The organism is Nocardia sp. NPDC055321 (genome assembly GCF_053645575.1).
This window is the reverse complement of the sequence record NZ_JBSHMS010000035.1, coordinates 50,791-63,206: the sequence shown is the minus strand read 5'-3', so window position 1 is coordinate 63,206 and position 12,416 is coordinate 50,791. Positions and strand designations below refer to the sequence as shown.

Here is a 12,416-nt window from a genome sequence, read left to right as displayed (position 1 = left end):
ATGACCAAATCGTGTGTCACAGACCACGTCGCGAGCGGCCGATGAGTTTCCCGTGCCCGGTTCGTCACTACCTACGAAACGCGCACACGCAACCGGATTGCGGAGGAAAGGAACACCACCATGGCCAGCAAGATGATTTTCATCAATCTCCCCGTCGCCGACCTCGACAAGTCCAAGGACTTCTACGAGGCGCTGGGCTGGAAGGTGAACCAGGACTTCACCGACAGCAACGCCGCCTGCATCGTGATCGACGACAATATCTGCCTCATGCTGCTGACCAAGGAATTCTTCCCGACCTTCAGCAAGCGTCCCCTGGCCGACACCCGTTCCAGTATCCACGCCGCCTACGCGCTGGCGCTGGGCAGTGCCGCGGAAGTGGACACCCTGGTCGACGCGGCGGTCGCCGCCGGCGCGACCGAGGAGGTCAACGACGACAAGCGCGCCCAGGAGGCGCAGGCGGGTATGCACGGGCGCACCTTCATCGATCCGGACGGCCATCAGTGGGAGCCCTTCTTCATGGATTACCCCGGCACGAACTGAGCGGCGTGAAATGCGAACGGCCCGCCGGGTTTTCACCCGGCGGGCCGTTCACGCATGTCGCCGCGGTGCGCCGGTACCACCCCGGCGCGTCCCGCCTGTGCGGCGACGGGGCCTAATCCTCGCGGTATTCCTTCGCGAGGCCGAAGAGCGGGAAGAGCTTATCGGTGTCCAGGAAGAAGTTGAGCCCCGCGACCCGATCGCCGTCGAGCTCGAGCACGGTGATGGACCACGGCACCCACACCCCGGGCTCGCCGCTGGGCTTGTAGTGACCGAAAGCCGGCAGGCCGTTCGCGCCCTCGAGCCGCACCAGCCGCGAATCGCGGCAGGCCGACCCGGTGGAGAGCATGAACGCGGCCACGTTCTCGGGACCGGAGATCCACAGCGAGAAGGGCGGCATCGACAGCGCCACATCGGCTTTGAGCAATTCGGTCAGCGCGGTCATGTCGTAGGACTCGAAGGCGGTGACGAAATCGTCGATGAGTTTGCGCTGCTGCTCGTTCGATTCGTCGAGCACATCGGACGGGGTGGCGGTCTCCTGCGCCTTGGACATGGTGGCGCGCGCCCGCTGCAGCGCGCTGTTCACCGAGGCCGGGGACACGTTGAGCATATCGGCGGTCTCGCTGGCGGAGAACCGCAGCACCTCGCGCATGATCAGGATCGCGCGCTGGGTGGCGGGCAGATGCTGGACCGCGGAGACGAAGGCCAGCCGCAGGGTGTCCTTGGCGCTGGCGGCCTCGGCCGGGTCCGCGCCGAAGGCCAGCGCGTTCGGAATCGGTTCCACCCACACGTAATCCGGCTCCGGCGGGGGCAGCGGGGTGTCGGGGGTGCTGGCCCCGGACAGATCCATGGGCCGGGCCCGGCGCTGCGGGCCGTCGAGCATGTCCAGGCAGACGTTGGTGGTGATCTTGTACAACCAGGACCGCAGGCTGGAACGGCCCTCGAACGAGTCGTAGGACTTCCAGGCCCGGGTGAAGGTCTCCTGTACCGCGTCCTCGGCCTCGAAGGAGGAGCCGAGCATTCGGTACGCGTATGCGCAGAGCTCGCGCCGATGCCCCTCGAAGGAGCGCAGCACGTCGTCGGTGATGGTGGCCGAACCTCCGGCCTTCTCGGTCATGTCCAACACTCTTGCACAGGGCACCGACAAGCAGAGGGAAACGAATTCACACTGTGGAGTGTGTGCCCGGATGTGGCGGCAGGGGCGAAAAAGCACTCGCGCCCGCCCGCGGGTGCGGACGGGCGCGAGTGCGCGATGGGTTCCGCGCGCCGCTCAGGTGCGGCGCGCGGCGAATCCGCCGGCGGTGACTACTTGCTGACGGGCGCGGGCGCGTCCTCGTCGGCGGGGCGCAGTTCGGTCTGCTCCTTGGCCCAGCGGTAGTCCGGCTTGCCGGCCGGGTTGCGCTTGATCTGGTCGACGAACCACAGGCTGCGCGGCAGCTTGTAGGACGAGATCTCCTGTGTCAGAACGGGACGCAGATCCTCGAGCGTCGGCCGCTGCTCACCGCGGCACTGCACGACCGCGACCACGCGCTGACCCCAGCGCTCGTCGGGCACGCCGACCACGAGGGCGTCGAAGATCTCGGGGTGGCACTTGAGCGCGCCCTCGACCTCCTCGGGGTAGATCTTCTCGCCGCCGGAGTTGATGCTGACCGACCCGCGGCCGAGCATGGTCACGGTGCCGTCCTCCTCGACGCGGGCGAAGTCGCCCGGGATCGAGTAGCGCACGCCGTGGAACTCCTTGAAGGTGGCCTTGGTCTTCTCTTCGTCCTTGTAGTAGCCCTGCGGGATGTGGCCGCTGCGGGCGATGAAACCGGTCTTGCCCGAACCGGGTTCGATGGGATGGCCGTCGTCGCCGAGCACCTGGGTGGAAGCGTCGATCTTCACGCGCGGGCCGCCGGTGTGGGTCTGGCCCTTGGTGACCATGGACAGTCCGCCGAAGCCGGTCTCCGAGGAGCCGATCGAGTCGGTGATCATGCGGTTCGGCAGCGCGTCCAGGAGCTTGTCCTTGAGCGTCGGCGAGAACAGCGCGGCACTGGAGGCGATCATGAACAGGCTCGAGAGGTCGTACGCCGCACCGGTTTCCGGGTTCACCTGATCGATGGCGTCGCACATCGGGCGGGCCATGGCGTCGCCGGTGATGAAGATCAGGTTGACCTTGTGCTTGTCGACGGCCTGCCACAGGCCGTGGCCGCTGAACTCGGGCAGCATGAGGGTCTTGCCGCCGCTGAACAGCGCCATGAAGGTGGCCCACTGCGATCCGCCGTGGATCATCGGCGCGACCGGGTAGCGCACCATCTGCGGGTTGGCGGCGCCGAGCTTGGCGTGCTCCCACTCGTCGGTGACGTACTCGCCGGTGAGGAAGTTGATGCCGCCGCCCAGCACGCGCCAGACGTCCTCCTGACGCCACATGACGCCCTTGGGCATGCCGGTGGTGCCGCCGGTGTAGAGCATGTACAGGTCGTCGGGGGAACGCTCTTCGAAGTCACGTTCGCCGGACTGGGCGGCCAGGGTGGCCTCGTACTCGGTGGCTCCCTCGGGCAGCGGCAGATCGGTGCCGTCCTCGACGACGACGATGGACTTCAGCAGCGGCAGGTTCGGCCAGATGTTGGCGACCTTGTCCACGTACCGGCGCTCGACGACGAGCGCGACCATGTCCGAGTTTTCGAAGATGTACTGCAACTCGTTCTCGACGTACCGGTAGTTCACGTTGATCATGACCGCCCTGGCCTTGAACACCGCGACCATGGCTTCGACGGCCTCGATCGTGTTGCGCGAGTAGATACCCACCTTGTCACCGGGCTGAACACCCTGTTCCCGCAGGTAGTGGGCGAGTTGGTTGGCTCGCGCCTCCAGCTCGGCATAGGTGACCGAGCGAGTGTCGTCGACCAGAGCGACGTTGTCCGGCATGAGGTCGATTGCGTGCTCTACAAGGTCCGCTATGTTGTGGCTCACACGATGAAAATAGAACGTGTTCTCGCGAGTTGCAAGGTGTGATTTGTCCGCCCCACCAGCAAAGCTTGTGGCCCCGGTCACAGACTAGCGGGTCAAATGTCCGTTTGTCACCCGGAACGGGGTGTCCACTGAGCGGGAACGGGGAGGTCCGGCGCCGCGACGCCGAGACCTCCCCGATCCGTGATTGAAACGCGTTCTATGCCTCGATCAGCGGCCGGAGCCGCTCGAACTGCGCGACGTCGCGGACGCCGACGAGCAACATCGTCACCCCGGCCTGCTCCCAGACCTTCAGCTGTTCGCGCACGTGGGCCTCGTCGCCGATGATCGTGGTGTCCAGGATCAGCTGATCCGGCACCGCGGCCGCGGCCTCGTCCTTGCGGCCGGTGCGGAAGAGCTTGGTGATCTCCTCGACCGCGTCGCCGTAGCCCATGCGCCGGTACACCTCGGCGTGGAAGTTCATGTCCTCCGCGCCCATGCCGCCGATGTACAGGGCCATGAACGGGCGCAGCCGATCGAGCTCGCCCTTGACGTCGTCGGTGAGGATGACCTGCGCGGTCGCCGCGATTTCGAAGTCCTCCCGCGAACGCCTGGCACCCGCGCGCGCGAAACCCTCGTCCAGCCACTCGTTGTACATGTCGGCCAGGCGCGGGGTGTAGTAGATCGCCAGCCAGCCGTCGGCGATCTCGGCGGTCAGCGCGACGTTCTTCGGGCCCTCGGCGCCCAGCCAGATCGGCAGATCCTTGCGCAGCGGATGGGTGATCGACTTGAGCGGCTTGCCGAATCCGGTGGCGTTCGCGCCGTTGTAGGGCAGCGGGAAGTTCGGCCCGTCGTTGACGACCTTGCCCTCGCGCTCGAGCACCTGCCGAATGATCGACACGTACTCGCGGGTGCGCTGCAACGGTTTGGCAAACGACTGCCCATACCAGCCCTCGACCACCTGGGGTCCCGAGACGCCGAGCCCGAGGATGTGCCGCCCGCCGCTGAGGTGATCCAGGGTCAGCGCGGCCATGGCGGTGGCGGTCGGCGTGCGCGCGGACATCTGCACGACCGAGGTGCCCAGGCGCACCCGGCTGGTGCTCGACCCCAGCCACGCGAGGGGGGTGTAGGCGTCCGAACCCCACGATTCGGCGGTGAAGACCGCGTCGAATCCGACCTCTTCGGCGGCGGCCACCAACTCCGCGGTATTGGCGGGCGGCTGCGCGCCCCAGTATCCGAGTTGCAACCCAAAGCGCATGTTCGGTTCCCTTCCCAAGTGGGCTCTTGCACCCTTCTTTAGAACCTGTTCTACTCGATCGCGTGACTCTGGGGAACACCGAAGTACTCGCCGCGCCGCTGCGGATGCAGTTCGATTACACCCGCTCCACCGGTCCGACCATCGGACGCTTCCTCACCGGGTTGCGTTCGGGCCGGGTCGTCGGAGTGCGTGGTTCCGATGGGCGCGTCATCGTGCCGCCCGCGGAATTCGATCCGATCACCGCGGAACCGCTGACCGAATTCGTCGACGTAGCCGATGTGGGCACCGTCCAGTCGTGGAGCTGGGTGGCCGAACCGCTGCCCGGGCAGCCCTTCGACCGGCCCTTCGCCTACGCGCTCGTCAAGCTGGACGGCGCCGATACCGCCATCCTGCACGCGGTGGATGTGGCCTCGCCGGCCGACATCTCCACCGGCCTGCGGGTGCGGGCGCGCTGGGCCGGCGAGCGCCGCGGCGACATCCATGACATCGCCTGCTTCGAACCGGGCGAATCCTCCAACGCGCCTGCGGATTCCACGGCCGACGCCGAGCCCGTAACCGGCATCATCACCCCGATCGACCTGTCCTTCAAGCACACCGCCGCACCCCAGGAAGCCGAATTCCTGAAGGCGATCATGGAGGGCAGGCTGCTGGGCGCGAAGGCCTCCAGCGACGGCAAGGTGTACTTCCCGCCGCGTGGCGCCGACCCGCGTGACGGCTCCCCCACCGATGATTATGTCGAGGTCGCCGACACCGGCACCGTGACCACCTTCTGCATCGTGAACGTGCCCTTCATGGGGCAGAGCATCAAGCCGCCGTACGTGGCGGCCTACGTGCTGCTGGACGGCACCGATATCCCGTTCCTGCACCTGGTGCTCGGCTGCGACGCGAGCGAGGTTCGCATGGGCATGCGGGTCAAGGCCGTGTGGAAGCCTCGCGAGGAGTGGAGCCTGAGTATGGGCAATGTCGACCACTTCGAGCCCTCCGGCGAGCCCGATGCCGCGTACGAGTCCTTCTCGCACCACCTGTAAAGGCTGAATACGTTGACGAACAACGAAATCGCGGTGGTCGGGTTCGCCCACGCACCGCATGTGCCCGAGACCTTCGGCACGACCAACGGCGTGGAAATGCTCGCGCCGTGCTTCCACGAGTTGTACGACAAGCTCGGCATCAAGCAGACCGATATCGACTTCTGGTGCTCGGGCTCCTCGGATTACCTTGCCGGGCGCGCCTTCTCGTTCATCTCCGCGATCGACGCCATCGGCGCGGTGCCGCCGATCAACGAGTCGCACGTGGAGATGGACGCGGCCTGGGCGCTGTACGAGGCGTGGCTCAAGCTGCGCACCGGACAGGCCGAGACCGCGCTGGTGTACGGCTTCGGCAAGGCTTCGGCCGGTACGCTGCGCCAGGTCCTGACCCTGCAGACCGATCCGTACCTGGTCGCGCCGCTGGGCCCGGACGCGGTGTCCATGGCCGGTTTGCAGGCCCGCGCCGGTATCGACGCCGGTCGCTGGACCGAGCGCGATATGGCCGAGGTCGCCGCCCGGGCCGCGGCCCATGCCGCCGCCAAGGGTGGCAGCGCGACCGCGCGCACCGAATCCGATGTCGAAAAGCTCTTGGCCGCCGACTATGTGGCCAATCCTTTCCGCTCGCACGACATCGCGCCCATCACCGACGGCGCGGCGGCGATCGTGCTGGCCGTGGGCGACAAGGCCCGCGAGCTGGCCGAGCGACCGGCGTGGATCGGCGGTATCGCGCACTACATCGACACCCCGGTCCTCGGCGCGCGCGATCTCACCGTCTCGCAGTCCACGACCCGGGCGGCCAAGGCCGCGATCAACGGCGGCGCGAGCGATTTCGATATCGCCGAGCTGCACACCCAGTACAGCCACGAAGAACTGATCCTCGCGCAGGCGCTGGGGCTGAACGGCTCGACCAAGATCAATGTGTCGGGCGGCCCGCTGTCCGGCAACCCCATGTTCTCGGCCGGCCTGGAGCGCATCGGCTTCGCCGCCACCGAAATCTTCAATGGCACCGCGAATCGCGCACTGGCACATGCCAGTAGCGGTCCGGCGTTGCAGCAGAACCTGGTCGCCACGTTGGAGGCACGCTAATGACTAACCCTGCTGCCGTTCTCGGCACCGGCCAGACCCATCACGTGGCCAAGCGCTCGGATGTGTCCATGGCGGGCATGCTCCGCGAGGCCATCGATCGCGCGCTCGTGGATTCCGGTCTGACCATGGCCGATATCGACGCCGTGATCATCGGCAAGGCCCCCGACTTCTTCGAGGGCTCGATGATGCCGGAGCTCTTCCTGGCCGACGCCATCGGCGCGACCGGTAAGCCCATGCTGCGCGTGCACACCGCGGGTTCGGTCGGCGGCTCCACCGCCGTCGTGGCCGCCTCGCATGTGCAGGCCGGTGTGCACGGCAAGGTGCTCGCGCTCTCCTGGGAGAAGCAGTCCGAGTCCAATGCCATGTGGGCGCTGTCGAATCCGGTGCCATTCACCAAGCCGGTCGGCGCGGGCGCGGGCGGCTACTTCGCCCCGCACGTGCGCGCCTACATCCACCGCTCCGGTGCGCCGCTGCACGTCGGCGCGATGGTCGCGGTGAAGGATCGCAAGAACGGCGCGCGTAATCCCTTCGCGCACCTGCAACAGTCCGACATCACCATGGATTCGGTCATGGCGTCCCAAATGCTGTGGGATCCCATTCGTTTCGATGAGACCTGCCCGTCCTCGGACGGCGCGTGCGCCATCGTGATCGGCGACGAGGCCGCGGCCAAGGCGGTGGAGGCCACCGGCAAGAAGGTGGCGTGGATTCACGGCACCGCCATGCGCACCGAGCCGCTCGCGTACACCGGTCGCGACCAGGTGAACCCCCAGGCCGGCCAGGTCGCTGCCGCCGCACTGTGGAAGCAGGCCGGGATCACCAACCCGCTGGAAGAGATCGACGCGGCCGAAATCTACGTCCCCTTCTCCTGGTTCGAGCCCATGTGGCTGGAGAACCTCGGCTTCATGCCCGAGGGCGAGGGCTGGAAGCTCACCGAGGCGGGCGAAACCGCCATCGGCGGAAAGCTTCCCGTCAATCCGTCGGGCGGCGTGCTCTCCTCCAACCCCATCGGCGCCTCGGGCATGATCCGCTTCGCCGAAGCCGCCAAGCAAGTCATGGGCCGCGCCGGCGACTACCAGGTGGAGAACGCCAAGAAGGCCTTCGGTCACGCGTACGGCGGTGGCTCGCAGTACTTCTCGATGTGGGTCGTCGGAAGCGAGCAGCCGTGAGCGCCGACCATCCGGCGCGCGTGGCGGGCCTGACGTCCCAGGCCGCGGTGCGCGCCCGGGACAAGGCCGCGTGGGTGGCGCTGTTCGCCGCCGACGGCATCGTGGAGGACCCCATTGGGCCGTCCTTCTTCGACCCGGACGGTAAGGGGCATCGCGGCCCGGAGGCCATCGCGGCGTTCTGGGACAAGGCGATCGCGCCCACCGACGACATCGAGTTCCTGTTCGAGGACTCCTTCGCCTGTGGCAGCGAGGTGGCCTTCACCGGCCGCATCCGCACCACCATGGGCGGCGGGACGACCGTCGACGCCGAGGGCGTGTTCACCTACCGGGTGGATCAGGACGGCAAAATCGCTGCCCTGCGCGCCTTCTGGGAGACCGACCGCGCGATGAAGACGCTGAAGCAAGCGCAGTAGCCAGACGAAAAGGAGCGGGGCGACCGGAATTCCGGTCGCCCCGCTCCTTTTTCGTATGCCCTGAGTTGTGAGAGGCAGGGCAGTCCGAGATTCAGTTGGTATGGGCGCTCGGCATTTTCACCGAGCGCTCATCGCCCATCGTCAGTGCGCGACCGGGCAGCCGCCACCGGCGGCGGGCTTGTAATCCACCTGGAATTCCTTGACGCCGTTCAGCCAGCCCGAGCGCAGGCGCTTGGGATCGCCGAGCGCGGTGATATCGGGCATGTAATCGGCGATGGCGTTGAAAATGATCTCGACCTCGAGCCGGGCCAGATTCGCGCCGACGCAGTAGTGCGCGCCGGTGCCGCCGAAGGACAGGTGCGGGTTGGGATTACGCATGATGTTGAAGGTGTGCGGATCCTCGAACACCTCGTCGTCGAAGTTGGCCGAGCGGTACGAGAGCACCACGCGCTGGCCCTTCTTGATCTGCACGCCCTCGATCTCGACATCCTCGAGCGCGGTGCGCTGGAAGCTGCTGACCGGGGTGGCCCAGCGGATGATCTCGTCCGCCGCGGTCTTCGGGCGCTCCTTCTTGAAGAGCTCCCACTGGTCCGGGTTCTCCAGGAAGGCGATCATGCCGTGCGTGGTCGCGTTGCGCGTGGTCTCGTTGCCCGCCACGGCCAGCACCATGACGAAGAAGCCGAATTCCTCGGGGAGCAGCACGTTGCCGTCCGCGTCGGGCTGGATCAGCTGGGTCACGATGTCGTCGGCGGGCTCGTTACGGCGCGCCTCGGCCATCTGGTACGCGTAGCCGAGCAGTTCGGTGGAGGCCACCAGTGGATCGGCGTCGCTGTCCGGATCGTCGTAGCTGGTCATGTCGTTCGACCACTTGAACAGCTTCATGCGGTCGTCCTGCGGCACGCCGATCAGCTCGGCGATGGCCTGCAGCGGCAGTTCGGCCGCGACCTGCTCGACGAAGTCGCCGGTGCACCCGGCGGCAGCGGCCTGCACGATCGACTCCGCGCGGGCGGTCAGTTCGGCGCGCAGGCCGTTGATCACGCGCGGGGTGAAGCCCTTGGCGATGGTCTTGCGCAGCTTGGTGTGCTCGGGCGCATCCTTGTTCAGGAGCACGAAGCGCTGCAGTTCGATCTGCTCGCGAGTGATGTCGTCGTTGAAACGAGGGATCGCGGTGTTCTCGAAGGTCGAGAAGACGTCGTCACGACGCGAGACAGTCTTGACGTCGGCATGCTTGGAGACGACCCAGAAGCCGTCGTCCTGGAAGCCGCCGGTCTTCGGCGACTTCGGGTTCCACCAGATGGGCGCGGATGCGCGAAGTTCGGCCAGTTCCTCCACGGGGACTCGATGGGCCCAGAGATCCGGGTCCGTGACGTCGAAACCCTCCGGCACGTTCGGACGGCTCTGTGTATCCACCACCAGTTGTCTCCTTTGACTAACTGAAACACGTTCTACCGTTATTGAAGCACAAGCGGTAAGACTAGGGAAGGAGCCTCGAACCGGCTTACGTTACACATAAAGAACTTGTTTCAGTTCTGACCGGAAGGAAGACACCGTGGGTACACCTGTCATCGTCGAGGCCGCGCGTACGCCGATCGGCAAGCGCAACGGCTGGCTCGGCGGCCTGCACGCCGCGGAGATCCTGGGCGCGGCCCAGAAGGGCGTCCTCGAGCGGGCCCAGCTGGATCCGCTCGCGGTCGAGCAGGTCGTCGGCGGCTGCGTCATGCAGGTCGGCGAACAGTCCAACAATGTCACCCGCACCGCGTGGCTGCACGCCGGATTGCCGTGGCAGACCGGCGCGGTGACCATCGACAACCAGTGCGGCTCCGCGCAGCAGGCCGCGGGCCTGGTCTCCGGCCTCATCTCCACCGGCGCCATCGAGGTCGGCCTGGCGTGCGGCATCGAGTCCATGAGCCATGTTCCGTTGGGCGCCAACGTCGGAACGCACGCGGGCCCGCGCCGCCCGGCCACCTGGGACATCGACATGCCCAACCAGTTCGAGGCCGCGGAGCGGATTGCCAAGCGGCGCGGCATCACTCGCGACGACATCGACGCGCTCGGCGTGCGCTCGCAGAAGCTGGCCGCGCAGGCGTGGGCCGAGGGCCGCTTCGATCGCGAGGTGCTGACCATCGCGAACGCGCCGCAGATCGACAAGGAGGGCAACCTCACCGGCGAATTCCTCGATGTCACGCGCGATCAGGGCCTGCGCGAGACCAGCCTGGAGAGCCTGACGAAGCTGAAGCCGGTGCTGGAGGGCGGAATCCACACCGCCGGCACCTCCTCGCAGATCTCCGACGGCGCCGCCGCGGTGCTGATGATGGACGAAAAGGCCGCTGAGCGTGCGGGTTTGCGCGCCCGCGCCCGCATCGTGTCGCAGTGCCTGGTCGGCAGCGAGCCCGAATTCCATTTGGACGGACCGGTCCAGGCGTGTGAGCGCCTGCTCGAGCGTTCGGGCATGAGCATGTCGGACATCGACTTGTTCGAGATCAACGAGGCTTTCGCGGCCGTGGCGCTCTCGTGGGCGTCGGTGCACAAGCCCGACTTCGACCGCGTCAACGTCAACGGTGGCGCCATCGCGCTCGGGCATCCGGTGGGCAGCACCGGATCCCGGCTCATCACAACGGCTTTGCACGAGCTCGAGCGCAGCGACAAGCAGTTCGCCATGATCCTCATGTGCTGCGGCGGCGCGCTCGCGACCGGCACCATCATCGAGAGGTTGTAGTCGCTTCAATCATTTTCGGCCTAGGTTGAACGTTCATCCCACTTGTCGTGAAACGTGGCGTACGCCACACAATCTGCGATACAGACAAGAAGATGAGACGTCAGCTATCTTAGGGTTACCGACGGCCCGTCGGGGAAGACCTCCGCGACGGGCCAGAACCGGGACTCTTAAGCCCTCCGCAAGAACGGTGGCGCTGGCCCGCAAACACCCAAGCCACGACGGCTTCACCGGATCACCGTCTAGAAGCTTCAAGGAAATCATGGATCAGGCGTAGGTTTTCAGTTACTGAGCCGCTAATATCAATGATACGTATCCGAGATAACGACTGTTAGTACAGCGAAGGGAATTGGGCGGCTCACAATGGCTGATTTCGCGGCGCGGCTGAACAAGCTGTTCGAAACCGTGCATCCCCCGGGGCGCAAGCCGCACACCAACGCAGAGGTGGCGGCTGCACTCACGGCCTCCGGCCATCCGATCTCGAAACCGTATCTCTCGCAGTTGCGGTCGGGACAGCGCACAAACCCGTCAGACGAGACGGTCGCGGCGCTGGCGAAGTTCTTCAAGGTAAAACCGGACTACTTCTTCAACGACATCTACGCGGCCAAGATCGATCATGATCTCGAGCTGCTGTCCCAGCTGCAGGGCTACGGACTCCGTCGACTGTCGAGTAGGGCGTTCGACCTCTCCGAAGAATCTCAGAACCTCCTCACCTCCATGGCGGAGAAGTTGCGGGCAAGTGAAGGTTTGCCCGAAATTCCTCCGGACGGCACGGAATAGGCCCTGCTTCAAGGCAACACGGTGGGGCTGGCTCGGAGGCCGCACCGCGTTGGGTTGTCACAGGACTGCACCATGCTCGACCAGACAGGTGTGGGCGCACGGCGTTGCTTGCAGGGCGGCGCCGTGCTCCCGCGGAGTCATGTGGTTCGGCCGAAGGGTGTTGCACCGGCCTCAGGGTGCTGAGGCCGTGTGGCGTAGACCTCTGCGCCCGTGCATTATGCACAAACCTGGCATTACCCGTCCCGAGTCACTCGGGATGATTGATCCGACTGCTTTGTGCACTATGTCGTTGTGCGTGCCATGAGCGTTTCGTCCGCATTGCACGAACTGCGACAATCGCGCCTCAGTGCTGCGTTACCGCGGTACTACCAATTGGGCGCTTCTTATCGGCACCGGTGTTCAACTACCGGTGCCGATTCGTTTGAAATCACCCGGATTTATATACCGACCGGACGGCATGGATACCGTTGAGCATCCCTGCCCGCCGAGATCGTACGGTGATCTGCGCGC

General features: G+C 66.1%; 11 protein-coding genes. 7 read left to right on the top strand and 4 right to left on the bottom strand.

The window, feature by feature from the left end; genetic code table 11:
* The first annotated feature begins 120 nt into the window (after positions 1–120).
* Positions 121–540, top strand: coding sequence for a VOC family protein (locus ACWIGI_RS36730; protein ID WP_454208176.1), 420 nt, complete (start codon positions 121–123; stop codon positions 538–540).
* 112 nt (positions 541–652) lie between these two features.
* Here ACWIGI_RS36730 and ACWIGI_RS36725 read toward each other — a convergent pair whose 3' ends face one another.
* The 3 genes from ACWIGI_RS36725 to ACWIGI_RS36715 all read right to left on the bottom strand — a co-directional run bounded on the left by ACWIGI_RS36725 (position 653) and on the right by ACWIGI_RS36715 (position 4,723).
* On the bottom strand, positions 653–1,654 hold the full coding sequence (locus tag ACWIGI_RS36725) for a sigma-70 family RNA polymerase sigma factor (protein WP_454208175.1): 1,002 nt from the start codon (positions 1,652–1,654) through the stop codon (positions 653–655).
* Between the two features lie 188 nt (positions 1,655–1,842).
* Positions 1,843–3,489 carry an acyl-CoA synthetase gene (locus ACWIGI_RS36720; RefSeq protein ID WP_454208173.1) on the bottom strand — a complete coding sequence of 549 codons (1,647 nt, stop codon included), beginning with the start codon at positions 3,487–3,489 and terminating at the stop codon, positions 1,843–1,845.
* 196 nt (positions 3,490–3,685) lie between these two features.
* On the bottom strand, positions 3,686–4,723 hold the full coding sequence (locus ACWIGI_RS36715) for an LLM class F420-dependent oxidoreductase (RefSeq protein ID WP_454208172.1): 1,038 nt from the start codon (positions 4,721–4,723) through the stop codon (positions 3,686–3,688).
* Positions 4,724–4,785: 62 nt separating this feature from the next.
* Here ACWIGI_RS36715 and ACWIGI_RS36710 point away from each other — a divergent pair, with 62 nt between their 5' ends.
* Genes ACWIGI_RS36710 through ACWIGI_RS36695 form a run of 4 tightly spaced genes read left to right on the top strand, consistent with a single transcriptional unit; the run spans position 4,786 to position 8,413 of the window.
* Entirely contained in the window at positions 4,786–5,751 is a 966-nt protein-coding gene (locus tag ACWIGI_RS36710; protein WP_454208171.1) for a Zn-ribbon domain-containing OB-fold protein, read from the top strand.
* A 12-nt stretch (positions 5,752–5,763) separates the two neighbouring features.
* Positions 5,764–6,834, top strand: coding sequence for a thiolase domain-containing protein (locus ACWIGI_RS36705; protein ID WP_454208170.1), 1,071 nt, complete (start codon positions 5,764–5,766; stop codon positions 6,832–6,834).
* Positions 6,834–8,000, top strand: coding sequence for a thiolase domain-containing protein (locus ACWIGI_RS36700; protein WP_454208169.1), 1,167 nt, complete (start codon positions 6,834–6,836; stop codon positions 7,998–8,000). The genes ACWIGI_RS36705 and ACWIGI_RS36700 overlap by 1 nt, the downstream gene beginning before the upstream one ends.
* The gene (locus tag ACWIGI_RS36695; RefSeq protein ID WP_454208168.1) at positions 7,997–8,413 is read left to right on the top strand and encodes a nuclear transport factor 2 family protein; all 417 of its coding nucleotides are present in this window, start codon (positions 7,997–7,999) and stop codon (positions 8,411–8,413) included. Before ACWIGI_RS36700 ends, ACWIGI_RS36695 begins: the two co-directional genes overlap by 4 nt.
* 141 nt (positions 8,414–8,554) lie before the next feature.
* On the opposite strand, the gene ACWIGI_RS36690 is transcribed toward ACWIGI_RS36695, so the two are convergent.
* Positions 8,555–9,826, bottom strand: coding sequence for a cytochrome P450 (locus tag ACWIGI_RS36690; protein WP_454208167.1), 1,272 nt, complete (start codon positions 9,824–9,826; stop codon positions 8,555–8,557).
* A gap of 136 nt (positions 9,827–9,962) precedes the next feature.
* On the opposite strand from ACWIGI_RS36690, the gene ACWIGI_RS36685 reads away from it, so the two are divergent.
* Together ACWIGI_RS36685 and ACWIGI_RS36680 are read left to right on the top strand one after the other, a co-directional pair.
* Entirely contained in the window at positions 9,963–11,129 is a 1,167-nt protein-coding gene (locus ACWIGI_RS36685) for a steroid 3-ketoacyl-CoA thiolase (protein ID WP_454208166.1), read from the top strand.
* 360 nt (positions 11,130–11,489) lie between these two features.
* Positions 11,490–11,906, top strand: coding sequence for a helix-turn-helix domain-containing protein (locus ACWIGI_RS36680; protein ID WP_011207048.1), 417 nt, complete (start codon positions 11,490–11,492; stop codon positions 11,904–11,906).
* The last annotated feature ends 510 nt before the right edge of the window (positions 11,907–12,416 follow it).